The organism is Rhizobium sp. WSM1328 (assembly GCF_057653715.1).
In genome coordinates, this window is record NZ_CM172788.1 from 3171081 (window position 1) to 3192987 (window position 21907).

Genomic DNA, 21907 nt, shown 5'->3' on the forward strand with positions numbered 1-21907 from the left:
ACAATGCGACGAAGCGCATGATGCTGGCCAACCTGCTGATCGACGAAGCGCTGCGGCGATTGAGCCGCTGACTATTCCGCCTGCCCGTCCTTAGGAGGTTTTTCAGCGGCCGCCGCGGGTTCGTCCTCGTCCTCGGGGTCCGGCTGCACGGGCAGCTCGATGGCCGGAGGCTGCGGATTGAAGGTCCAGAACAATATATAGAAGGAATAGGCGCCTGCCCCGCCGGCCAGCACCGCCCAGAACGGATCGCCGGTGACAAGTTCGACCACGGCCCAGCCGAAGCAGACGGCAACAATGGCAATTCGCACCCAGAGGCGCCGATATGCCGGATGATTCGGATCTATGAGTTGCATTCCTGCCCCGCGGTCGCATTTGTCGCACTGCCTTCGGCCCATGCCGTGATTGTCTCTAGAGCCTTTCCTGGTCAGATTAAAGTATTCTCTTGGCTGAAAGGCCGGGCATCTTTCCGCCAGGATCAGAAGCGATCGGCTCTGCCCTGACCAAAACCTGCTCCGGCAGAATAGTTCAATCCGACCAGGACAGGCCTGGTTCGAATCTTGCAAATGTGAAAGATCCGCGGGCTTGACGCGGTCCACAGAAGGTGGAATGAAAATTCCATAATTTTGGCAGTTCGGTTTATTTGTTCCGAATTCAAGGGAGGTTAGAATGACAGTGAGATTTGGTCTTCTCGGCGCCGGCCGCATTGGCAAAGTTCATGCAAAGGCTGTCAGCGGCGACGCCAATGCAAAGCTCGTTGCGGTCGCAGACGCCTTTCCGCAGGCAGCCGACGCGATCGCCTCCGCCTATGGCTGCGAGGTCCGCACCATCGAGGCGATCGAGGCAGCCAAGGATATCGACGCCGTCGTCATCTGCACGCCGACGGATACCCATGCCGACCTGATCGAGCGCTTCGCCCGCGCCGGCAAGGCGATCTTCTGCGAAAAGCCGATCGACCTCGACGTCGCCCGCGTCAAGGCCTGCATCAAGGTGGTGGAAGAGACCGGCGCCAAGCTGATGGTCGGCTTCAACCGCCGCTTCGACCCGCATTTCATGGCGGTGCGCAAAGTCATCGACGAAGGCAAGATCGGCGATGTCGAGATGGTGACGATCACCTCGCGTGACCCCGGCGCCCCGCCGGTCGATTACATCAAGCGCTCCGGCGGTATCTTCCGCGACATGACGATCCATGACTTCGACATGGCCCGCTTCCTGCTCGGCGAAGAACCGGTGTCGGTTTTCGCGACCGCCGCGGTGCTCGTCGACAAGGCGATCGGCGAAGCTGGCGACTATGACAGCGTCTCGGTCATCCTGCAGACGAAATCCGGCAAGCAGGCCATCATCTCCAACTCCCGCCGCGCCACCTACGGCTACGATCAGCGCATCGAGGCGCACGGCTCCAAGGGCCTCGTCTCGGCCGAAAACCAGCGCCCGGTCTCGATCGAAGTCGCAAACGGCGAAGGCTACACCCGCCCGCCGCTGCATGACTTCTTCATGACCCGTTATACCGAAGCCTATGCAAACGAGATCGCCAGCTTCATCGCCGCGATCGAGAAGGGCTCCAAGATCTCTCCATCAGGCGCCGATGGCCTCGCAGCGCTGGCACTCGCCGATGCCGCGGTCCAGTCCGTCAAGGAAGGCAAGCTCATCAAGATCGGCTGACGGCCCTCTCCCGGCCGGAAGCCATGCATTTCGCGTTTCAGAGATCTTTTGGTGAACGGCGTGCCGCAACGCCCCCCTCTGGCCTGCCGGCCATCTCCCCCACAGGTGGGGAGATTGGCTGGCCGCGCTTGCTCGCCCGACAACAGGCGTCACAGCACGACGAAATGCTAGACGGGCGGTAAGGTTTAGCCACTTGTGATCTCCCCACCTGTGGGGGAGATGGCCGGCAGGCCAGAGGGGGGCTGGCACGGCACACCCCTCAAAGTCGCATACTACCGACTGGCCCGTTGCTGCTGCAATCACCACACGTCGGTTCAAAGAAACCCTCAACCCGATTCCTGAATAATCGCCGATGCCTGGATTCCCTGAACGCCCGAGAGAACGATATCCTCGTCGATGACAGACAGCGCCCGGTTCAGATGTCCTTCGAAGACGAGGATCTGCTCGTCGGCCACCACCCTGATCTCGGGCATGCCTTCCATGCGCACAATATGCGACTGCCCGAGACCCTCTTCGATCCCTTGCCGAAGAAGGTCGTAATAACGCGTGCCCGGCCCGGTGATGGCGATCGGCATGCGCTCCGTCAAGCTCAGCATGCGCGACAGCCCGTTGCCGAGCGCCAGCCCCGCCTGGCGGAAGGCAAAGGCGGGGACGCGGTGGCCCTGGCGCGCCTTTGCGGCGATCTTGTCCAGTTCCGCCACCGGCACGAACTTTGCCGGGATCGTATCGAGCGGCACTTCGAAGGCGCTGCGCAGGATCGCGTAGAAACCGGCATAGGCCTCGATGCAGCCGCGGGTGCCGCAGCGGCAGAGCCCACCATTGGCCATGTGCAGCATGTGCCCGAAATTCGGCGCCGATATCTCCTGGCCCGTCTGGTTGCCGCGCCTGACGATGCCAAGCCCGACGCTGTGGCCGAGCGAAAGGGCGGCGAGCGAACGGAAATCGGCGCCCTTCACCATCTCCTCACGCGCGCCGAGCGCGGCTGCGACCAGCAGCGTCTCGTTGTCGAGGATCACCTTGGCCTGCCATTCCGGCCGGAGTGCCAATTCGAAATCGATCTGGTCGCTGCCGAAGATCGGCGACCATACCAGAACCGGCTCCGTCGAATTGACCAGCCCCTTGCTGCTGATCGAGATCAGCAGCACCTTTTCTTGGCTGATCTTCGAACGATCGAGAATACGCAAAAGCCCGGCCCGCACGGCAGCGACGAAGCGGGCAGCGCCTGCAGGATCATGCGAACGTTCCTCACTGAAGCGGTCGATCAGCTTGCCGGCATAATCGACCAGCGAATATTGCACCGCATCTGAGGAGATGATGACGACGATAAGATAGCCGCAATCGCGCCGCTGGCGCAGCAGCACGCGTGGCCGGCCGCGGCCGCTTGCCGGCTGATGTTCCGACTTTTCGATGATCTGGGCTTTTTCCAGCTCAGTGGTGATCGCCGAAATGGTGGCCGACGACAGCCCGGTGAAATCGGATATTTCGGTATGCGCGAGCGCACCGTGGCGACGCAGCACGGACAGCACGAGCACGCTGTTTCTCTGCCGGACCAGCTCCGTGCTCGATTTGGTCAGCATGAATGCCGCCCTCTCCTCCTGCTTGTTCTTCCCGTGGTTTCCACTGCATCTCCAGCCGATGTTTCGCAAGGAAATTAAGCTGGCAGTGCAGTGTTGACAGTTGAAAAAATCTCTGACACTAAATTTCTCGACTGTCGAGAAAAAAATCCGAACCTTTCTCGACAGCTATTCGCGGTGGCCGGAGGAAGCATGGGCTGGGCCGGTCGCAATCCACTCGGGAGGACATTATGAAGTCTATTTTGAAATTGATGGCAGGTGCTGCCATCCTCGTTTCCGTGCATACCGCTGCCATGGCTGCCGATCTCGTCGTCGGTGTTTCCTGGTCGAATTTCCAGGAAGAACGCTGGAAGACGGACGAAGCCGCCATCAAGAAGGCTCTCGAAGCCAAGGGCGCCAAGTATATTTCCGCTGACGCGCAGTCTTCTGCCGCAAAGCAGCTTACCGACGTCGAATCGCTGATCTCCCAGGGCGCCAACGCGCTGATCATTCTCGCCCAGGATTCCGATGCGATCGGCCCGGCCATCGAGAAGGCCGCCGCTGAAGGCATCCCCGTCGTCGGCTACGACCGCCTGATCGAAAACCCGGCTGCCTTCTACATTACCTTCGACAACAAGGAAGTCGGCCGACTGCAGGCTGAAGGCGTTTTCAAGGCCAAGCCGGAAGGCAATTACGTCTTCATCAAGGGCTCGTCTTCCGATCCGAATGCTGACTTCCTGTTCTCGGGCCAGCAGGAAGTCCTGAAGGCCGCCATCGACGCCGGCAAGATCAAGAATGTCGGCGAAGCCTATACCGACGGCTGGCTGCCGGAGAACGCTCAGCGCAACATGGAGCAGTTCCTGACCGCCAACAACAACAAGGTTGACGCCGTCGTCGCCTCGAATGACGGCACCGCCGGTGGCGCGATCGCTGCTCTCGACGCACAGGGCCTCGCCGGCTCCGTTCCGGTTTCCGGCCAGGACGGTGACAAGGCGGCCCTCAACCGCATCGCTCTCGGCACGCAGACGGTTTCCGTCTGGAAGGACAGCCGCGAACTCGGCCAGCGCGCCGCTGAAATCGCTCTCGACCTCGCCGGCGGCAAGGACATGAGCAAGATCGACGGCGCCCAGGCTTTCAAGGGCGGCCCCAAGGGCGTCGAAATGCAGTCGGTCTTCCTGAAGCCGCTTGCGATCACCAAGGACAATCTGAACGTCGTCATCGACGCCGGCTGGATCTCCAAGGCGGAAGCGTGCCAGGGCGTCAAGGCCGACAGCGTCGCTGCCTGCAAGTAAGCCAGGGCTTGTAAACTGGAATTGCCGGCGCCGCAGCGAAACACCGTTGCGGCGCCGGATGCGGATGAGAATTCCAACGACGAAGTTTTCTCCGCCTCGCCGCACCATCGCGGGTTTTCATTCCCTGCCGGAAGGGTGTCGCGACGCCACGCGACCGGCTTCCGGAAGCATCGCGATGGTGAGTTGAAGAACAGATGCATGACGCCGATGGCAGCCTCTAGCACGCCGGCGCGTCCGTCCAAACAAAGTGGGGGAACGGCAAACCCATGGCCGAAATGGTAAAATCCACAACATCAAGCGGACCGCGAGCGGCGGAAGCCAGTCCGGTGACCCGCTTTTTCCGCGCCACCGAGATCGACACGCGTCTGCTCGGCATGATCGGCGCGCTGATCATCATCTGGATCGGCTTCCACATCATCACCGGCGGCCTCTTCCTGACTCCGCGCAATCTCTGGAACCTCTCGGTCCAGACGACCGACATCGCCGTCATGACGACGGGCATGGTGCTGATCATCGTCACCCGCAACATCGACCTTTCGGTCGGTTCCGTGCTCGGCCTCTGCGGCATGATCATGGGCGTGACGCAGGCCAAGATCCTGCCGGAATATATCGGTTTCGACAGCCCCTTCACCTGGGCGATCACGCTGCTGGTCGGATTGGCGGCAGGCTGCCTGATCGGCGCCTTCCAGGGCATCATCATCGCCTTCCTCAACGTTCCCTCTTTCATCGTCACGCTCGGCGGCCTGCTCGTCTGGCGCGGCGCCACCTGGCTCGTCACCAGCGGCCAGACGGTTGCGCCGATGGACCAGACCTTCCGCATCATGGGCGGCGGTGCCGAAGGCTCGATCGGCGCCACCTGGAGCTGGATTGTCGGCATCTGCGCCTGCCTCTTCGTCATCGCCAGCATCGTCGGCTCGCGCCGGCAGCGCCGGCGCTTCGGTTTCCCCCGCCGGCCGATGTGGGCTGAATATTTCCTCGCCATCCTGAGCTGCGTGCTCATCCTCGGCGCGGTCTGGATCGCCAACAGCTATTACTGGCCGATCAACATCGCCAAGAAATATGCCGAGACCAACAATATTCCCTGGCCCGAGACCGGCCTGGATATCCCCTACGGTATCGCCGTGCCGGTGCTGATCGCCATCGTCGTCGGCATCATCATGACCTTCATCGCGACAAGGCTGCGCTTCGGCCGCTACGTCTTCGCAATCGGCGGCAACCCCGAAGCGGCCGAGCTCGCCGGCATCAAGACCCGCTGGGTCACCGTGCGCATCTTCGCGCTGATGGGCATTCTCGCAGCCATTGCAGCGGCGATCTCCACCGCCCGCCTCAATGCCGCGACCAACTCGCAGGGTACGCTCGACGAGCTCTACACCATCGCCGCCGCCGTCATTGGCGGAACGTCGCTGGCAGGCGGTACCGGCACCATCGCCGGCGCCATGCTCGGCGCGCTCGTCATGCAGTCGCTGCAGTCGGGCATGGTGCTCGCGCATGTCGATACGCCGCTGCAGAGCGTCGTCGTCGGCACCGTCCTTGTCGTGGCGGTCTGGCTCGACACCGTCTACCGCGCCCGTGCCAAGTGAGAGGAGCCCCAGACATGGCTGATCAACGCACTCCCCTCGTGGAACTGAAAAACATCTCGATCTCCTTCGGCGGCATTCACGCCGTGGACAATGCCTCGGTCGATCTCTACCCCGGCGAAGTGGTCGCCTTGCTCGGCCATAACGGCGCCGGCAAGTCGACGCTCATCAAGATCCTCTCCGGCGCCTACAAGCGTGATGGCGGCGAGATCCTGATCAACGGCGAGCCTGCCGATATCCGCAATCCGCGCGATGCCAAGAAATACGGGATCGAGACGATCTACCAGACGCTCGCCGTCGCCGACAATGTCGACGCCGCCGCCAACCTCTATCTCGGCCGCGAGCTGAAGACCCGCTGGGGCACGCTCGACGACGTGGCGATGGAAGCCTCGGCCCGCGAGGTGATGGGGCGCCTCAACCCCAACTTCAAGCGCTTCAAGGAGCCGGTGAAGGCGCTTTCGGGCGGCCAGCGGCAATCGGTGGCGATCGCCCGTGCGATCCTCTTCAACGCCCGCATCCTGATCATGGACGAGCCGACGGCAGCGCTCGGCCCCCAGGAGACGGCGCAGGTTGGCGAGCTGATCAAGCAACTGAAGAAGGAAGGCATCGGCATCTTCCTCATCAGCCACGACATCCACGACGTCTTCGACCTCGCCGACCGCGTCTCGGTGATGAAGAACGGCCAGGTCGTCGGCCACGCCCGCACCGAGGATGTGACCAAGGACGAGGTCCTCGGCATGATCATCCTCGGCAAGGTACCGTCAAAGGCCATCCCCGGCCCCGGCGCCATGCAGATCTGACCGCCACAAAGCGACAGCTCGCGACAAACACACTCCGCCGCCCGCAAGGCCGGCGGAGATTTTTGTAAGCATTCCCCGGGCCGACGGATAAAAACACCCTTCAAAGCGCAAGCACCCGTATTTCTGAGAATTTCGCGATTGAAGCCAGCCGCAAGCTAGGCTAAGAACCACCCATCGGACAGGCGATTCAAACCGCCTTAGGCATGCACCCGTAGCTCAGCTGGATAGAGTGTTGGATTCCGATTCCAAAGGTCACAGGTTCGAATCCTGTCGGGTGCGCCACAAAACACATTGAAATTATTGAAATATTTCCCTTTACTTGCTCTTCCTCCGAGCGGTGACATCGGTAGCACAAGGCGAACCGCGTCGAAAAAAACCTTTGTTTTTAGTATCCGGAAATTGCCGCCGAAGCGGGCGTTAGCACAGTGTTAGCGCGAGCCACCTAATGTGGTGACGCCATGGGAAACCCGGCTGTCCGTTGAAAACAGGACAAGCAGAATGACGACCAGCCCTGCCGCAGCTTACGGAGGTTACATGAAACTGGTTCTAGGCAGCGCAATATTGGCGTCTGGGATACTGCTATCCAGCCTGTCAGCATTCGCAGCTTCGGGCGGATGGCACTCGGATGGGCAAGGGACGAGATACTGGCACGTCACTCCGCCGCCCGGGCAATGCAACATAAGCCAGGCGAAAAACCGGGCGCTTCGGGCCGGCATCTATCGTAGCGAGATTATACAGCAGGATGACAATGTCATCGTGCTCAGTGGTCTGGATGAATCGGGCGACCGGCGAACGATCGGTTTCGGCAACATCAGGGGGTGTCCTGAGTTGGAGGGCCATGAGGATAGTCCAAACTTCTAAGGACATAGCCAGAGTTTGTTCAGCGAACTTTTCCAGTTCCGACCGAGGTACGCATTTCTGGGCAAGGCGTCGCGTCTCCACCGATCGACGAGGCTGGCGGTTAGAAGCGCATCGGATGCCTCATTCCCAACTGGCCCGCCCTATTGATTGATCCGGGTTTAAGGTCGATGCATGTTCTGGTCAGCCGCTAGGCGGGAGTTGAGGTCGCGTGTTCCGGGAGACTGAAGGTTGGGAGCGGTTGTAACCGTTTCAGAGCGGCGGGGATTTCAGAGCAGCACAGAATGCGCTCGATGCTCTCCTCTCGCGGGCGTAGGGTCCGATTGCGCTTGTGATGACGCGCATCCTCACTTCGCCGAGCATACGCATCCGCTCGTTAGCAATTTGTTGACCATAAGCTGGCTTTACTAAGCGTGATGGATGCGGAGATTCCCGCACACCGTCGAGTGTTTGGTGTAGGACGGAATTGTTCGTGTTGAAGTATCCAGTGCAAGGATTATCGGGCGGAGCCTTGGGCGGAATTGCCACACTGCTGTCGCGTGCGGAACGGTTCGTCGCAAAGACCATTCTGCCGGCTCTGTTTGCGCTGCCCGCACTTGTCGGCTCCGCAACATTTGCCTCGGCGGAAGATCGGGCCCTGAAGCTGTTCTTTACCCATACAGGCGAGAGGGCCACGATCACCTACAAGCGGGACGGAAAGTTCGATCCAAAGGGCCTCACCCAGATCAATCGGTTTCTGCGCGACTGGCGAAGGAACGAGCCGACCCGGATGGATCCCCGGCTGCTCGACCTGGTCTGGGAGGTGTACAAGCGCAGCGGCGGCAAGGACTACATCCACATCGTCTCCGCCTATCGTTCGCCCACCACCAACAACATGCTCCGCAACCGCTCGCGCATCACGGGCGTCGCCAAGAAGAGCCAGCACATGCTGGGCAAGGCGATGGACTTCTACGTTCCCGGCGTGAAGCTTTCGACGCTGCGTGCGCTTGCAATGCAGATGCAGGTCGGCGGTGTCGGATATTACCCTACCTCGGGATCGCCCTTCGTGCATCTCGATGTCGGCAATGTCAGGGCCTGGCCCCGCATGTCCCGGCAGGAACTCGCTCGAATATTCCCGAATGGGCAGACGATCCATCTCCCGGCCGATGGCAGGCCGCTGCCGGGATACAATCAGGCGGTTGCAAACTACAAGAAGCGCGGCGGCCCCACCTCGATCCAGATCGCCAGCACCGCGGGAGAAGACGAAGACGTGAGCGCGTCGGCCAGGCCGAACGGCGACACCATAGACAATAAGCTCGTGACGGCGCTTCTGCCCGCGCCCAGAAGCCGGGCATTGAATGCGCTCGCGCTGCAAACCGGCGCGGTCGAGCGTGACGACAAACGGTCCGCTGGGGATGTTTCATCTTTGCCGATTCCGATACCGGCGATGCGCCCGCCCGCCCTCAAGCACGACGCCGGCGCAGATGACAAACTGGAGACTGCGTCGATCGGCCCAATTGATGTCCTTCCGGACAGGCCGGCGCCTGCATTGCCGGCCTACGCCCGCTTCGAACCCCTCCGTGTTGCACACCAGGCCTCCAAGCAGGGCGCTGATATGATCGCCTCTCTGCCCATGACCGCTTCCTGGGAAGAAGCAAGTTTCTTTGAATCGACGTCCGACGCGGCGCTGATGAAATGGGCGCTGCATTCTCCCGGCGAAGTAATGGGATTGAACGCGCCTCGCGTTTCCCCCCGCACGGTTCATCGTGAGGTCAATGTCGCGACGTCAGGTGAGGATATCATTCCGGTCGCCGCGACAGACCTGTTCGATGCGAGCCGGTTTGCGTCGCCCCCGGAGGGCTGACCTCAATCATCAAGGCTTGATACGCCGGACGAAGCCGGTCAGCCGCGCCAGAACGACCCGGTGAGAACCGGCTTTGCGATCTCGAAAAACCAAGCGCCCCTTGCCCAGCGCCAGACGACGGTTGTTCGATGTAACGCCTGCCGGGCTCGGGCAATCGACAGCAAGCCCAGCGTCACCACGAATGGCGGGAAGCCGAGATAAGCGTCCCGAACCAGAAGCGCTGTCGATTTCTATGACGACGTTTCCGCGCGCGCGAAATTCAGACCAAAGTCCGATCCACCCCCGGACTTCGTGCCCATACTAAACTGTCGATCGCTGTAATAACATTAATATATTCTCAAGTAACGAGGCGAAACGATGTGAGAAACGGGGTCAGCTTCATTGGATCGCATTTATGCGACGATTTCTACTTCGAAAATGATACCCAGAAACTGGCTGTTGTTGACAATCTTTGCACCGGACCTTTCGAAAATATAACACACATTCGGAACCCTCCTTTCCACAGGCAACCTCAGCTCCCTGGATCCGGAACTCGTTGGAGAGGTTCTCGATACCATGCCGATTCCTCCGATCGAACCGCAAATGGTCGCGGCCGTCTCATGGAACGGATGGTCGAGATTGGGCAGGTCACGATGATCGCGCGACGAACATCTGTAGCATCCGGTCCGGCCCGGCTGCTCGTTGTCGAGCGCAGCTCGTCAGAAACACCTTAAAGTGGTTACTTTTAACAATTGACATTAATAAGTGAGTAATTCTTAGAACTCTTCTAAATAATTGTCATGCATTACAGGTGATACTAATAAGCAAACAGCTTAATCTCAAGTCACGAGGCACGAAGCAATGAAAAGCGTATTGATTTCTGGCGGGGCTGGCTTCATCGGATCCCACTTGTGCGATCGACTTTTGCTGAGGAAGGACGTCCAGAAGCTAGTCGTTGTTGACAACCTCTGGACCGGGCTTTTCGAAAATATCGCGCACATCCGGGACCCCCGTTTCCACTTCGTGAAATCTGATGTCGAGACGCTGCAGACCTCGGATAAGTTCGACGAAATCTATCACCTTGCATCCCCCGCATCGCCGCCGTGGTACATGAAGGAGCCGAAGAGAACGATCTCCGCCAATCTTCTCGGGGCATTCCGGTTGCTCGACTTGCTGAAGAAGGGCGGACGTTTCGGTTTCACCTCCTCTTCCGAAGTCTATGGCGATCCTCTGGTGTCGCCGCAGCCGGAATCCTACAAGGGTCAGGTCGACTGCACCGGACCGCGCTCGTCCTACGACGAAAGCAAAAGGTGCACTGAGTCGCTGCTGTTCGAGATGCAGCGTACCCAAGGGCTCGACGTCAAGATCGTTCGCCCCTTCAATATCTATGGTCCCCGGACACGCTCCGACGATGGGCGCGCGGTCTCCAACTTCATCACCCAGGCGCTTTCGGGTCGCCCGATTACCGTGTTCGGTGACGGTCTTCAGTCACGCAGTTGGGGCTATGTCGATGACGTTGTCGATGGTTTCGCGCGATATTTCTGGATAAATGAAACCGACTATAAGGGGCCTCTGAACGTCGGCAATGATCGCGAGATTTCGGTTCTCGAGGTCGCGCAATATGTCTCCAGGCTCGTTGGCGGCGTGCCGATCGTCTTCGAGCCGTCACCACCGCAGGACCCCACGAACAGACGGCCTGATTTGACCAATGCGCACTATGTCATGCCCGAATGGTCGTGCAACATCACCTACGAACAGGGCGTGGCGATGACTCTCGACTGGTTCAGGGACCAAATGAGGCACGCCGCGGAATAAACTATGACTTTCGAGATTCTCGTCCGAGGTGCAGATGGCGTATGTTCACGACGTGATTGAGAGAGTGATGATGCGGGAACCACTTCCGTCCGATCTGAAGGATATAAGTTTTCTCATATCGATTCACTATCTTGATCTCGCCACCTCTCACCGTGATGCCGTTTCGCTCCTGGTCTCCGATGGGCTCGTGGTCTTCCTGTCGGATGGTCTTCCCGTAGGACAAGCCTAATCGAAAGGCCTGAGACGGCGGCACTCGCCGAGCGTGCCGTACTCGACAGCCGGAACTGCCCCACGGCAGGCGCATCGGCATGAGCGCGGTAGGGCGTCTGAACCTGGCACTCGGCCGCAGCAGCGTCGGCCGCTACGATTTGGTCGTATTGTCATAGAGTGCTGAACTCAGTTTCGCCTGCATCCATTGGACGTGCTGTTCGATTATATGCGCGCGGAAACCGGGGTTATTGAGGGTGTTCAATGTGAAGTCGGACAAATGCGGGGGGACGTTGTTCGGCTGAATCTGCCATTCGGCAAGCGCCACAGGAAGATATCCGCGTATTGCCTGGCCGTTCAGCCACGGACGGAAATGCCGTGCGTCCCACGGTTCGGCGCCGATCTGGTGACCCATGTCGCCGACCGGTACCGTCCCATTCACGATACGAGCAGCGAGGGGTCGGCGTTCCGCCAGCATAGCTTCGGCTGCCTCAAGGCCTTGGTCCAGATTGATCTCGAGCACCTCGATTTCGTCAGCGGAAGCTGTCGGATCCGTCGGAAGCCGCCAATCCTCACCCAAAACTTCCGCGGCGCCGCGAAGATAATGATATCCATTGAGCTGTCGCTCTACCTTCTCATAGAGCCTGCGAAGGCCAGCCTTTTCCAACATTTGGAGGACGCGGGGGCCAGCCTTGACGAGGGGGTCAAGGACAGAACCGGCGCGGGTAGCGATGATCCTTTGCAGACGTTTTTTCCGCCCCTTTTTTCCGGCAAACCGATGGATCTCGAGCCGCCGCTGTATGTCGGGGTGCTTGCGAGCCATCAAGGCATCGGAGCGTCCCTCTTGATGCCTGCGCACCATCTTTCCGGTCAGTGTCGCCGTCTGATGTTCGAGATGATAGCCCAATGCGTCAGGAGCAAAACGAATTGGAACTCCCTTTTTGATCAGACGCAGACCAAATTCGAAGTCTTCTCGTGCACGGGCGAATTGAGGATCGAGGCCGCCCATTGCGTGAAATAGTTCCGCATCCAGCGAAAGGTTTCCTGTCAGCACATCGGTAAAGGCGAACTGATGTCCAGGGAGGGACACGCGCTCGAAGTGCCTCGTCCACCATGCGCGCGCGCTGAGGCGGAAGCGGTCCCTTGCAATGTGCGGAAGTGGCGGATAGGGGCCCATCACTACGCCCCCAGGGTGGCGCTGATGTTCAACGACGTGCGCCCCAACGAAGTTTTCCCCGGGCTCAATGTCGTCATCAAGGAAGATCAATAAACGGCCGCTCGCGACCTGCGACCCCGCATTGCGGGCGAGTGCCGGACCGACGCCCGGCAACGACAGGGTACGAAGCGGAACGCGGGTACGAAGCGACGCGAGCATTGTCGACGTGTCGTCCTCACAGCCATCAGCCACAACCAGGACTTCGAACGCTGGGGTCCCATCTCGCTGGGCGTCGAGCTTGCCCAGAAGCGATCTCAGCATGGCAGCACGATTATGGGTTGGTATGATAACGCTGATGTCAACCACGCTTATGCCCTGCCTTCACTGCTCGCGCCCGCGCCCTCAGATAACGAACCGGGCCGCTCGCAGCCCCTCTGAACTGGGTTAAGGCGTCGTTGTAAGGCAGGCTGAATTGGTGTGTCCGTCGAGGTTGAAACAATCGCCGAAAAAGCCTGATGTACGAACGAATCATGCGAGGGAGCGCGCGCGGGTTTCCCTCGAACACGAGGGCCTTCGTCAAGATGGCGAGCGATGCAGCCTCGTAGCCATACATCTGCTGCTGAAGTTCCTTGCTTGAGCGACGATGGCGGTGCCAGTTCAGAGCTTCGGGATCGTAGATGATCCGATACCCGGCTTCGAGCACGCGCCGGAACATGTCTGTGTCGCCACCAGCCAGACTTAGTGTTCCAGCGTCGAGGGCCTCGTCGAACCACCCCACCACGTCAACGATCGTTCGGCGCAATGCCATGTTGACACCGGCACCCGCATGCCATCCGGTGAAAGGGTCCAGGTTGTAGGCGTCATAGACCTGACGCCTGAAACCACGGCAAAAACCGCCAAAATGTTGAAAGGCGATCTGCGAGTCCGTTTCCAGCTCGGACGCCATAGTAAGGCCGGTTACGGCCAGCACCAGGGGGTCCTCGAAATTGCGAAGCAAGGTTCTAAGCCATAGCGGGTCGGGGACCGCATCGTCGTCGATGAAGGCGACGACGTCTGCTTCTGTGTTGCGAAGGGCAGTATTGCGCGCGACGTCAAGACCAGGACGCGGCTCGCGCAGATATCTCACAGTATCGAAGCGCCCGACTAAATCTCGCGTGGCCTCGTTCGATGGGGCATTGTCGACGACTAGAATATCGGCCTTATCGGGCATAGCCAAAAGCCCGGTGAGGCAGCGCTCCAGATCTTCGGTACGATCGCGCGTGCAGATCACCACGGAAGCTTTCGGCAGCTGATTTGGAGTCGGCGACGGGTCAGGGAGGGCCAGCCGATGCCTCAGCCAAGCCTCGAACACCGACGAACTGGCCGCAGACAGAATCCGATCCTTAATTGGCGTCTTGCCGCCATCGGTGTCGAAGGCGATCACAGCTTGGCCGCACGGACGACCGGCGACCCGGATCAGCACAAGTGCACCCTGATAGTCACCAGTCGGCCCAAAATCTGGCGGAAGGTCAAGAATGTCGATGTCTCGGACCGCAAGGCGCATCAGGAGTTCGGATCCAAGCTGTGCTGCCCCAATGAGCCGTGGTCCGGCGAGGTCGCGGTGGGGCGCGACTGCACCTGCTGCCACTGTGTCGGGGGATTCAGCATACCCTTTCTTGGGCCGGGGCCGGTCACGGCGAGAGGATAGACTTCAGCATGATAATCGTAAACCTGCTGCCAGTCTGCCGAAAAAAGGCCCACCGTAACGCGATAGTCGCCTGGCGCCAGGTCGATACGATTGAGTGTTGTTTCGATGCGCACCGTGTCCGTATCTACGAGAGGGGCGAATTCGGCCAACTTGCTGTCGGTCTCGAAGCAGCACGTATCGTCCGCCGCATAGATGCCGATGACGATAACGGCGTTGCGATCTCTGGTGGCGCCCACATAGGTCAGTGAAATCGACAGCCGGTCGCCCGCAACGATGGTACTTGTCGGCATGCCTTGCTCGTTCAGCAATGCTACGGCTGTGATCTGGAGTTCGCCATTGCCGAACCGGCTGACCTGCGGCACAAGCTCGACGGGCAATTTTGTAACGCCGAACGGTTCGTGCTGGACACTGGCGACCTTCGCCTCGACAGCCGAGGTATAAAGTGGGAGCATTTCGTCGATTGGTCCGTAGCCCACGACGCGTCCGCCTCTCAGGAACAGCACGTAGTCGCAGATTTCTCTTACCTGCGAGACGTCGTGTGACACGAAGAAGATAGTGGCGCCGTCGTTCAGTATCTCCTTCACTCTTGCAATGCACTTCTGCTGGAAGGCTTGGTCGCCTACAGCGAGGGCCTCATCGATAAGCAAGATGTCCGGGCGCACATGGACTGCCACGGCGAATGCCAGGCGCATGCGCATCCCGGTGCTATAACTGCGAACCGGGTTCTCAACGGCCGCCTCCAGCTCGGCGAAGGCTACAATCTCGTCAAACCGCTCGGCAACCTCGGTCCGCCGCATTCCCGCGATAACACCCAGCAGGAAGATGTTCTCGCGCCCCGTCAAATCGTCGGTCAAGCCCGCCCCGATGTCGAGCAAGGCGCCAATTCGACCCATCACCTTGATCTGCCCTTCGTCGGGACGACCAACGCCGCCGATCAGACGCAGCAAAGTGGACTTCCCGGCCCCGTTTAGCCCGACCACGCCGACAGCTTGCCCTGGCGCAACCGCGAAGCTGATGTGGCGCAGGCCCCAAAAGCTTTTCGACGGCACCACGGACCGTCCGGACAAAAGGTAACCCTTCAACGTGGTGGAGCGTGCACCCCCTTGCGCACGGTAGCGCTTGCCGACGTCGTGGACGGTGATGGCGCCTTGTCTCATAGTTCGTCCACTAGGCTTGCGCTGCCACGCTCGACCAGCCAAATTCCAGCAAATAGCATCGGCAAAGAAATCAGCGCAGTCTTCCAATAGATATCAACGGGAGGCCACGCGTGTTCGACGAAAATGGCGCGGTAGCCCTCAAGAATCCAGGCCATCGGGTTCAAGGTGTGAATTAACGCCATCGGCTCACTCGCCTTAAGTGGGCTGTAGAACACGGGTGTCAGGTAAAAACCCAGCATCAAAACTACGCCTACCAAATGTTGAGTATCCCGGAAGTGGACATGCGCAATCGCAACAAGATAGGACAGGCCCATCGTGAATAGCGCCTGCGCAAGGAAGACGAGTGGAAGTGCGACGACGCTCAAAGTCAGGCCCCCGGTCTCGATAAACGAGATGATGAAGAGGAGTGGCAGAGCGAGCAGAAGGTGCACTGCTTGTGTGATGACTGCGACAACAGGAAGTATGCCGACCGGAAAGCCCGGCCGGCGCACCAGTTCGCTGCTGCCGGTTATGGAAGTCGTCGCTGCGGGTACCGCAGTGCTGAGCCAACCCCAGGCCAACACGCCGGAAAAGACGAAAGTGGTGTAATGGGGAATATCTAGGGGCAGAACGTGACGAAAGATCAGCGAAAAAACCAGCAGCTGGCTCAATGGCCGCATTAAGGACCAGCCGAGGCCAATTGCGGACCGTTGATATCTCATCTTCAGATCGCGTGCCAGAAGTTCTAACAGCAAATCGTTCCATTGCAGACAGATGTGGATCAAGGACTTCCACTGATCACGGCGCCAGTATTGGTCCCGTCGCTTCGCGCGATCAAGCGCATCATCCTTGAGCTGTTCAGGCATTTCGGCTCACTTTTGCCACCGGTTAAATACACCTTGCCTCAAAGTAGTAAAGATCATCATACTCGCGAACTGACACGGTACACTAGCGTGATCGTTATCGTAGGAAGCAACAATTATGCCGATGGTTTCCATCATCACACCGGCGCATGGAGCGGAAACAACGATTTCTTCGACTTTGGAGAGCCTGATAGCGCAAAGTCATCCCGACTGGGAATGCTTCATCATTGATGATGGTTCAACCGATCAGACCGCTGAGATCGCGGACCGTTTCGCGGCTCGGGATACGCGCTTCCGTGTGCTACGGCAGGAGCAGAGCGGCGTTTCGGCTGCTCGCAATGCGGGACTGGCACAGGCGAAAGGCGACTGGGTCGTCTTTCTCGACTCTGACGACGCGCTGGCACCCTTCCATCTCGAAACCATGCTGAATCACACGCGCACTTTGCCGCAGGCCGACATTCTGCATTGCGGTTGGCGCCGTCTGAAAAATGGTGCTCCCTGGTGGCAGTCTCACCCCGCGGTGAAAATGGACAATCCGTTTGCCGTAGCGGCGCGATATTGCCCCTTCGCGATCCACGCCGCCTTGCTTCGCCGGTCCCGGCTTGCAGAAGTCGGCGGCTTCAATCCAGAGATGAAAATGTGCGAGGACTGGGACCTATGGCAGCGCCTCGCCCGAGCTGGCGCCGAATTTGCGCCGGTCGAAGGCCTGATGGCTGACGTTAGCGTAGAGGCCGGTTCGCTGTCGTCAAACAGGGTTAAGCATCTCGATTTTGGTCTTAAGGTGATCCGGCGCGGCCACCATTCCGATCCGCGCATCGCCTATCCGGTGCCGGCGCTCGCCCAGGGAATAACAAAAGCTGCTTTGGGAATGGCGTGCTGGTATCTCGCGATCTGGCTTGTCGGCGCCTCAATAGGTCAGGGCGACAATCCTGTCGAACTGCTTGACCGGGTGGCAGAGCCTATCCCACCTGACGCCGATGTCTACGCGTTCTGCGCAATAATGATAGACGGGATTGTGGTCGGCGCCTTCCCCGACGAGCCGATCTGGCCCGGACTCTGGTCGAAGATCCAGGACAAGCTTCCGGACCTAGAGGCTTGGCTTGATCGGCATGCTCCCCAAGAAGCTTTTGGTTCCCTGTTGGTTCGTTCACTGGAGCGAAAGGTCGCTGACCAGCTGCCGACCAACGTGCCCACCACGATCGGGAGAACAAGGATACAGCCAATTGATTTGGATCAACCTATCGTCGACCTTATCTTGCCCGGCATTGAGCGGTTGCGCTGTTGCATCTGGCGAGGTTCGACGCTGCTGGGGCAACTGGAGTTTGTTGTCTTCGGAGCAATCGAAGCGGATGCTATACGAAATCGACTTAGGAGGGAGTTCGGCCCGGAGTTCGACGATCTGAACCACCCAGCAGCAGCTTTGTTGGCAGAAGATGGCTTCGTCAATCTTTCTGATCAGGATGACGGGCGCGCCGCCGCCAGCATGGCAGCGCCAAGCTACAGCGGAGTAGCTCAACAGGTGCTGAAGCTCATGGCGAAAGTATCATATTGGGCCGAAGCAAAGACAGTAACGGGTTGGTGGAGCAAGAAAGAGCCGACACCAACACGTGTCGACTCGATATCAGGCATGGCGCACGCCGGGCGCGCCGAATTCGATCGAATCGTTGAAGAGGAAAGCCAGCGGGCGGTTGCAGCCTCAACGCAGATGTCCATGGAGATGCCGTCGAAAAAAACCGGCCCAGTGGGCGATGAGGTGCCGAGATACGATACGGAGGCGTACTGGGAGGAGCTGTTTTCCCAGGTAGACCCTTGGGACTACCGAAACAACTATGAGACTGTGAAATATCTTCAAACACTCTCGTTGTTGGACGATCGGCGCTTTTCAAACGGCCTTGAGCTGGCCTGCGCGGAAGGAACCTTTACACGGATGTTGGCCCCCCGCGTCGACAACCTGCTGGCGACCGACATTTCGGCGTCGGCAGTCGCTCGAGCGGCCTCGCTTCAGGACCATGGTTCCGCGGTAGCCTATCGGCAGTTGGATCTTTTGAGCGACGCGCTAGAAGGGCCTTACGATCTCATCGTCTGCAGTGAAGTTCTGTACTATTTCGAGAACAGAGAAAAACTCCAGCAGATAGTCGATAAGATTGCGGGCAGTCTTCGCACGGGTGGTTGGTTCGTTACTGCCCACGCCAACCTCCTGATTGATATGCCGCATGAGACAGGATTTGGGTGGCCGCATGAATTCGGTGCGGTCGGCATAGGTGAGATGTTTGACCAGCATCCGGATTTAACTCTCTCGGTCGAAGCCAAGAGTCCGCTCTATAGAATCCAAAGGTTCGAGAAGGTGGAGCTCGGGGGCTTCCTTGAGCCCACACGCGTGGAAGTAAACACGGCACAGCCCTTGCCTCTTCAGGTCGCCAGCCAAGTACGCTGGAGAGGGGGGCAAGTTGTGGAAGCGGCCGCCGACTGGAACGATGTCCCGATCTTGATGTATCATCAGGTTTCGGACGACGGTGCTGAACAGCTTGCTCGATACCGCCAGTCTCCGGAGGCTTTCGAAACTCAACTGGCCTTCCTGCGCGACGCCGGATGGCGCGGGATGACTTTGGATCGGCTGCTTGCTTGTTTCGATGAAGGTGCCAAACCGCCCGAAAAGACATTAGTTCTGACCTTTGACGACGCTACACGCGATTTCATGACGCATGCCCTCCCACTGCTCCATCGATACGGCTTCCCATCCTCACTCTTTGTCCCAACCGATCGGGTCGGCGGCTCGGCAATATGGGATTCGGCCTATGGATCGCCAGCTCCACTGCTAACTTGGGAGGAACTTGCGGCAGTCGCGAACAGCGACGTGACGCTGGGCGCCCACGGTGTCCGGCACGTGCGTTTATCTGCCCTGGCACCGGAGAGCCTATTGCGAGAGCTTGCTGGCTCCAAAGCAATGCTTGAAAAACGTCTAGGTCGAGAAGTGCTGGCGGTCGCTTATCCGTACGGCGACTTCGACCCCGCTATCCGGGACATAGCCGAACAATGTGGTTACCGGATCGGGTTAAGCTGCGTCGGTGGCACGGTGCGGGCGGATGCCGATAAGCTCGCATTGAAAAGACAGGAGGTCTTTCGCGGGATCAGCCAGTCAGAGTTTGCAAATCTGCTATTTGGCTGAGACAAGAATGGGGGGGGCCACCGTCCAACCCGCATCGTACTTTGTTCCTAGAGCAAAGCGATGATTGGGATTTGGAGAGAAATAAGGTTCCTGCTTCAGCCATGACCGGGCCTTTTTCTTGAGGCTCTTCATTGCCTTTGATCTCGCGTCGACCACAAGCATCTTGGCGGCAATTGGCTTATCATGTCGCGACATGGTAGCCACAAGTCCGATGAGCGCGCGGTATCGGCCTTGTTCAACCGCCCTCTGGGCGAGCCACCGGCCGCAGCCGCGTAGGCCGGCCCGGATTGCAAAGCCCCTTTCCGGGTGTCTTTTTAGCATTTCATCCGCGACCAGAATCCAGGACCGAAGCATTCGCGTGAGGTTGGCTGACATGTTGTCGGGGGTTTGGCGATAGCCGACAAGATGATCCGGCACCACTACAAAATGCGAGAGTTCAGCGGCAAGGCAGTAGAAGAGATAATCTTCACATCCCTGCGCCTCGCGCTGTTGGAGTGAGGAGTCAAATCCTCCCGTCGCGTCGAGGATATTCCGTCGTACGAGTGGCGAGCTTCCATTTCCGATGAAGTTTTTGGCAAGTACTTCGTCGAGCACATCTCCCTCGACAGAAATCTCATTGCTCCGGTAAATGACGTAATTCTTGTGGTCGATCATCGCATACCACGTGTAGACTAGCCCAACTTGTGGGCCGCCTGTCTCCAATGCCACCAATTGTCGCTCAATTTTATCAGGTGACCAAAGGTCATCAGCATCTAGGAATGCCACTAGGTCGGCAGGGGTAGAGCGCCAACCCGCATTTCGAGCAGCAGCGACGCCGGAATTTCTTTGTTTCAATACTCGCACGCGCGGATCAATTTTAACGATTTCTTGCGCAACAGCCAGGGTATCGTCCTTAGAACCGTCGTCCACCACGACGATATCGAGCGCATGATGCGTTTGATTGCGAACGCTGCTGATTGTTTCAGCCAGAGTTCGTTCCGCGTTGTAGGCCGGGATTACAACAGCAACAGTTACTTCACTTCTTGCCGATTTCTTCAAGCTCTCAACTCCGAAGTCCACACGATCGCGAGGAAGTTACACCAAGATGGACGTTTGAGTTTCAATAAATGGAGCAATGGTTATTCGACAAAGATATTTCTAGCCAGCAGCTGTTCGTAGTCGATAGATTGCCGGTGCAAAGTGACGCGCGCCGCCAAAAAGACGGCTACCATCTACCTGTGAAGAAGCTGATCCGTATCCATCGATGCACAGCTGTGATTGCCAGCTTTCTTGCCGGGTGCGCCCAGCGATCGCTGCAGCAGCCCGAAACCCGGCCGCCCCTCCTCGTCGAGCACAACTGCCCCGCCATCGATGATCATCAACGCCGGCCCCATGCCGATGCAAAACGCCCGGTCCAACGTCCATTCTGCAACCTGAATGACTTCGCCCGGTCGAACCTCTATCCGTACGATCGCACTGCTGGCCCGATCCTCGCGACCTCCGTGCCGAAAACAACCCCGTAAAATGGGTGCCATCGATAATGAAACTCTACCAGCTTTTGTCGTCTGCTGCGCCCGCGCGTCGGCGCATCTTTATGCATTTTCAAAATTTGCCGCTTTGAAAGACTGGTCCAGCGCTGCGACCTCGCTCAGACACATTTATCATCATGGCCCAATGCTCGCCTCCTGCATCCTCACCAGATTGATCTTTACAAAAGCCAACAGAGCCTCACGCAGGGCGTTATCGAAAGTCTGGCCAGCGAGGGAACAGAAGCAAAAGAATCTCAGGAAATTCGACGAGATAGACCCGCTTCTCCCGTTGGTTGGCGGTTGGTCTCGCTTTAGAACGGAGGCATTGCTCAGCCGCTTGTCTGAGATCGATCGGTCTGGCGAATGCTCTGCGGCGATTTCGCAGGAGGCCTGACGACTATCTCCACTATTTTGTACTACAAAATTTTATATTAAAACAGAATAGTAATTGCTAAAAAATGGAGTAATCTACATAAAAAAGAATTACCCCAATAATGAACTTCGACAATGTCGATTTTAACTGCAATCATACGTACGCACTGTGCAAGCATTCCTACTGGAGGACCCGCCAACCACCCCGGCGGGTCCTCAACTTTGCTTCCCGGCTGATTGCCATAATGCGGTCGCCGTTCTCGCTGCATCAGCATAATTAGATCTTACTTGGATAGTGGTATCATGCTGTTGAGATCGGCTTGATCAGAAAATCCCCCATCATCGGCAAGTGAAGGTCAAAGCTCGGGTTCTTTTTTGTCAATATTTCGACCGGCGCTTCAATTCATCTCGGGGTGTTTTCGGATCCGCAATGAAT

At 58.5% G+C, this 21907-nt stretch carries 15 protein-coding genes, 1 tRNA gene and 3 pseudogenes; 11 read left to right on the top strand and 8 right to left on the bottom strand.

The window, feature by feature from the left end; translation table 11 throughout:
• Nucleotides 1-71 precede the first annotated feature (71 nt).
• Complete coding sequence (locus tag AC2444_RS16090) at nt 72-353, bottom strand: hypothetical protein (RefSeq protein ID WP_026157448.1); 282 nt, start codon at nt 351-353, stop codon at nt 72-74.
• A gap of 313 nt (nt 354-666) precedes the next feature.
• On the opposite strand from AC2444_RS16090, the gene iolG reads away from it, so the two are divergent.
• Complete coding sequence (gene iolG, locus AC2444_RS16095; protein WP_012758583.1) at nt 667-1659, top strand: inositol 2-dehydrogenase; 993 nt, start codon at nt 667-669, stop codon at nt 1657-1659.
• Between the two features lie 326 nt (nt 1660-1985).
• On the opposite strand, the gene AC2444_RS16100 is transcribed toward iolG, so the two are convergent.
• On the bottom strand, nt 1986-3236 hold the full coding sequence (locus AC2444_RS16100) for an ROK family transcriptional regulator (RefSeq protein WP_012758584.1): 1251 nt from the start codon (nt 3234-3236) through the stop codon (nt 1986-1988).
• 227 nt (nt 3237-3463) lie between these two features.
• On the opposite strand from AC2444_RS16100, the gene xylF reads away from it, so the two are divergent.
• The 8 genes and pseudogenes from xylF to AC2444_RS16140 form a co-directional block, all read left to right on the top strand.
• Complete coding sequence (gene xylF, locus AC2444_RS16105; protein WP_003542055.1) at nt 3464-4504, top strand: D-xylose ABC transporter substrate-binding protein; 1041 nt, start codon at nt 3464-3466, stop codon at nt 4502-4504.
• Between the two features lie 266 nt (nt 4505-4770).
• Nucleotides 4771-6084, top strand: coding sequence for a sugar ABC transporter permease (locus AC2444_RS16110; protein ID WP_012758585.1), 1314 nt, complete (start codon nt 4771-4773; stop codon nt 6082-6084).
• A 14-nt stretch (nt 6085-6098) separates the two neighbouring features.
• On the top strand, nt 6099-6881 hold the full coding sequence (locus tag AC2444_RS16115) for an ATP-binding cassette domain-containing protein (RefSeq protein WP_003561812.1): 783 nt from the start codon (nt 6099-6101) through the stop codon (nt 6879-6881).
• 205 nt (nt 6882-7086) lie between these two features.
• Nucleotides 7087-7163, top strand: a tRNA-Arg gene (locus tag AC2444_RS16120).
• 216 nt (nt 7164-7379) lie between these two features.
• Complete coding sequence (locus AC2444_RS16125; protein ID WP_012758586.1) at nt 7380-7742, top strand: hypothetical protein; 363 nt, start codon at nt 7380-7382, stop codon at nt 7740-7742.
• Between the two features lie 463 nt (nt 7743-8205).
• Nucleotides 8206-9582, top strand: a complete 1377-nt coding sequence (locus AC2444_RS16130; RefSeq protein WP_012758587.1) for a peptidoglycan L,D-endopeptidase MepK — start codon at nt 8206-8208, stop codon at nt 9580-9582.
• 840 nt (nt 9583-10422) lie between these two features.
• Nucleotides 10423-11376, top strand: a complete 954-nt coding sequence (locus AC2444_RS16135) for an NAD-dependent epimerase/dehydratase family protein (protein WP_012758588.1) — start codon at nt 10423-10425, stop codon at nt 11374-11376.
• A 28-nt stretch (nt 11377-11404) separates the two neighbouring features.
• Nucleotides 11405-11717, top strand: a pseudogene (locus AC2444_RS16140) (glycosyl transferase); the annotation flags it as partial.
• A 20-nt stretch (nt 11718-11737) separates the two neighbouring features.
• Here AC2444_RS16140 and AC2444_RS16145 read toward each other — a convergent pair.
• The 4 genes from AC2444_RS16145 to AC2444_RS16160 are packed head-to-tail and all read right to left on the bottom strand — an operon-like array spanning nt 11738 to nt 16428.
• A complete protein-coding gene (locus AC2444_RS16145; protein WP_012758590.1) occupies nt 11738-13105 on the bottom strand; it encodes a glycosyltransferase in 1368 nt (455 codons plus the stop codon).
• Nucleotides 13098-14282: a glycosyltransferase family 2 protein gene (locus AC2444_RS16150; protein WP_012758591.1), complete on the bottom strand. Its 1185-nt coding sequence runs from the start codon at nt 14280-14282 to the stop codon at nt 13098-13100. Before AC2444_RS16150 ends, AC2444_RS16145 begins: the two co-directional genes overlap by 8 nt.
• Nucleotides 14282-15583, bottom strand: coding sequence for an ABC transporter ATP-binding protein (locus AC2444_RS16155; protein WP_012758592.1), 1302 nt, complete (start codon nt 15581-15583; stop codon nt 14282-14284). Before AC2444_RS16155 ends, AC2444_RS16150 begins: the two co-directional genes overlap by 1 nt.
• Nucleotides 15580-16428: an ABC transporter permease gene (locus tag AC2444_RS16160; protein ID WP_012758593.1), complete on the bottom strand. Its 849-nt coding sequence runs from the start codon at nt 16426-16428 to the stop codon at nt 15580-15582. The genes AC2444_RS16155 and AC2444_RS16160 overlap by 4 nt, the downstream gene beginning before the upstream one ends.
• Before the next feature lie 115 nt (nt 16429-16543).
• On the opposite strand from AC2444_RS16160, the gene AC2444_RS16165 reads away from it, so the two are divergent.
• Nucleotides 16544-19591, top strand: coding sequence for a trifunctional glycosyltransferase/class I SAM-dependent methyltransferase/polysaccharide deacetylase (locus AC2444_RS16165; protein ID WP_012758594.1), 3048 nt, complete (start codon nt 16544-16546; stop codon nt 19589-19591).
• On the opposite strand, the gene AC2444_RS16170 is transcribed toward AC2444_RS16165, so the two are convergent.
• Together AC2444_RS16170 and AC2444_RS16175 are read right to left on the bottom strand one after the other, a co-directional pair.
• A complete protein-coding gene (locus AC2444_RS16170; RefSeq protein ID WP_012758595.1) occupies nt 19580-20629 on the bottom strand; it encodes a glycosyltransferase family 2 protein in 1050 nt (349 codons plus the stop codon). The two genes, AC2444_RS16165 and AC2444_RS16170, sit on opposite strands and share 12 nt — an antisense overlap.
• A gap of 212 nt (nt 20630-20841) precedes the next feature.
• Nucleotides 20842-20964, bottom strand: a pseudogene (locus AC2444_RS16175) (non-homologous end-joining DNA ligase); the annotation flags it as partial.
• A gap of 145 nt (nt 20965-21109) precedes the next feature.
• Between AC2444_RS16175 and AC2444_RS16180 the strand changes: the two are divergent.
• Nucleotides 21110-21493: pseudogene (locus tag AC2444_RS16180) on the top strand (glycosyltransferase family 2 protein); the annotation flags it as partial.
• Between the last annotated feature and the right edge of the window lie 414 nt (nt 21494-21907).

Coding starts and splice junctions, on each gene's coding strand:
- AC2444_RS16100 (WP_012758584.1), bottom strand. CDS start 3,236: ATGCTGACCAAATCGAGCACGGAGCTGGTCCGGCAGAGAAACAGCGTG.
- AC2444_RS16125 (WP_012758586.1), top strand. CDS start 7,380: ATGACGACCAGCCCTGCCGCAGCTTACGGAGGTTACATGAAACTGGTT.
- AC2444_RS16150 (WP_012758591.1), bottom strand. CDS start 14,282: ATGCGCCTTGCGGTCCGAGACATCGACATTCTTGACCTTCCGCCAGAT.
- AC2444_RS16115 (WP_003561812.1), top strand. CDS start 6,099: ATGGCTGATCAACGCACTCCCCTCGTGGAACTGAAAAACATCTCGATC.
- AC2444_RS16135 (WP_012758588.1), top strand. CDS start 10,423: ATGAAAAGCGTATTGATTTCTGGCGGGGCTGGCTTCATCGGATCCCAC.
- iolG (WP_012758583.1), top strand. CDS start 667: ATGACAGTGAGATTTGGTCTTCTCGGCGCCGGCCGCATTGGCAAAGTT.
- AC2444_RS16160 (WP_012758593.1), bottom strand. CDS start 16,428: ATGCCTGAACAGCTCAAGGATGATGCGCTTGATCGCGCGAAGCGACGG.
- AC2444_RS16110 (WP_012758585.1), top strand. CDS start 4,771: ATGGCCGAAATGGTAAAATCCACAACATCAAGCGGACCGCGAGCGGCG.
- AC2444_RS16155 (WP_012758592.1), bottom strand. CDS start 15,583: ATGAGACAAGGCGCCATCACCGTCCACGACGTCGGCAAGCGCTACCGT.
- xylF (WP_003542055.1), top strand. CDS start 3,464: ATGAAGTCTATTTTGAAATTGATGGCAGGTGCTGCCATCCTCGTTTCC.
- AC2444_RS16090 (WP_026157448.1), bottom strand. CDS start 353: ATGCAACTCATAGATCCGAATCATCCGGCATATCGGCGCCTCTGGGTG.
- AC2444_RS16165 (WP_012758594.1), top strand. CDS start 16,544: ATGCCGATGGTTTCCATCATCACACCGGCGCATGGAGCGGAAACAACG.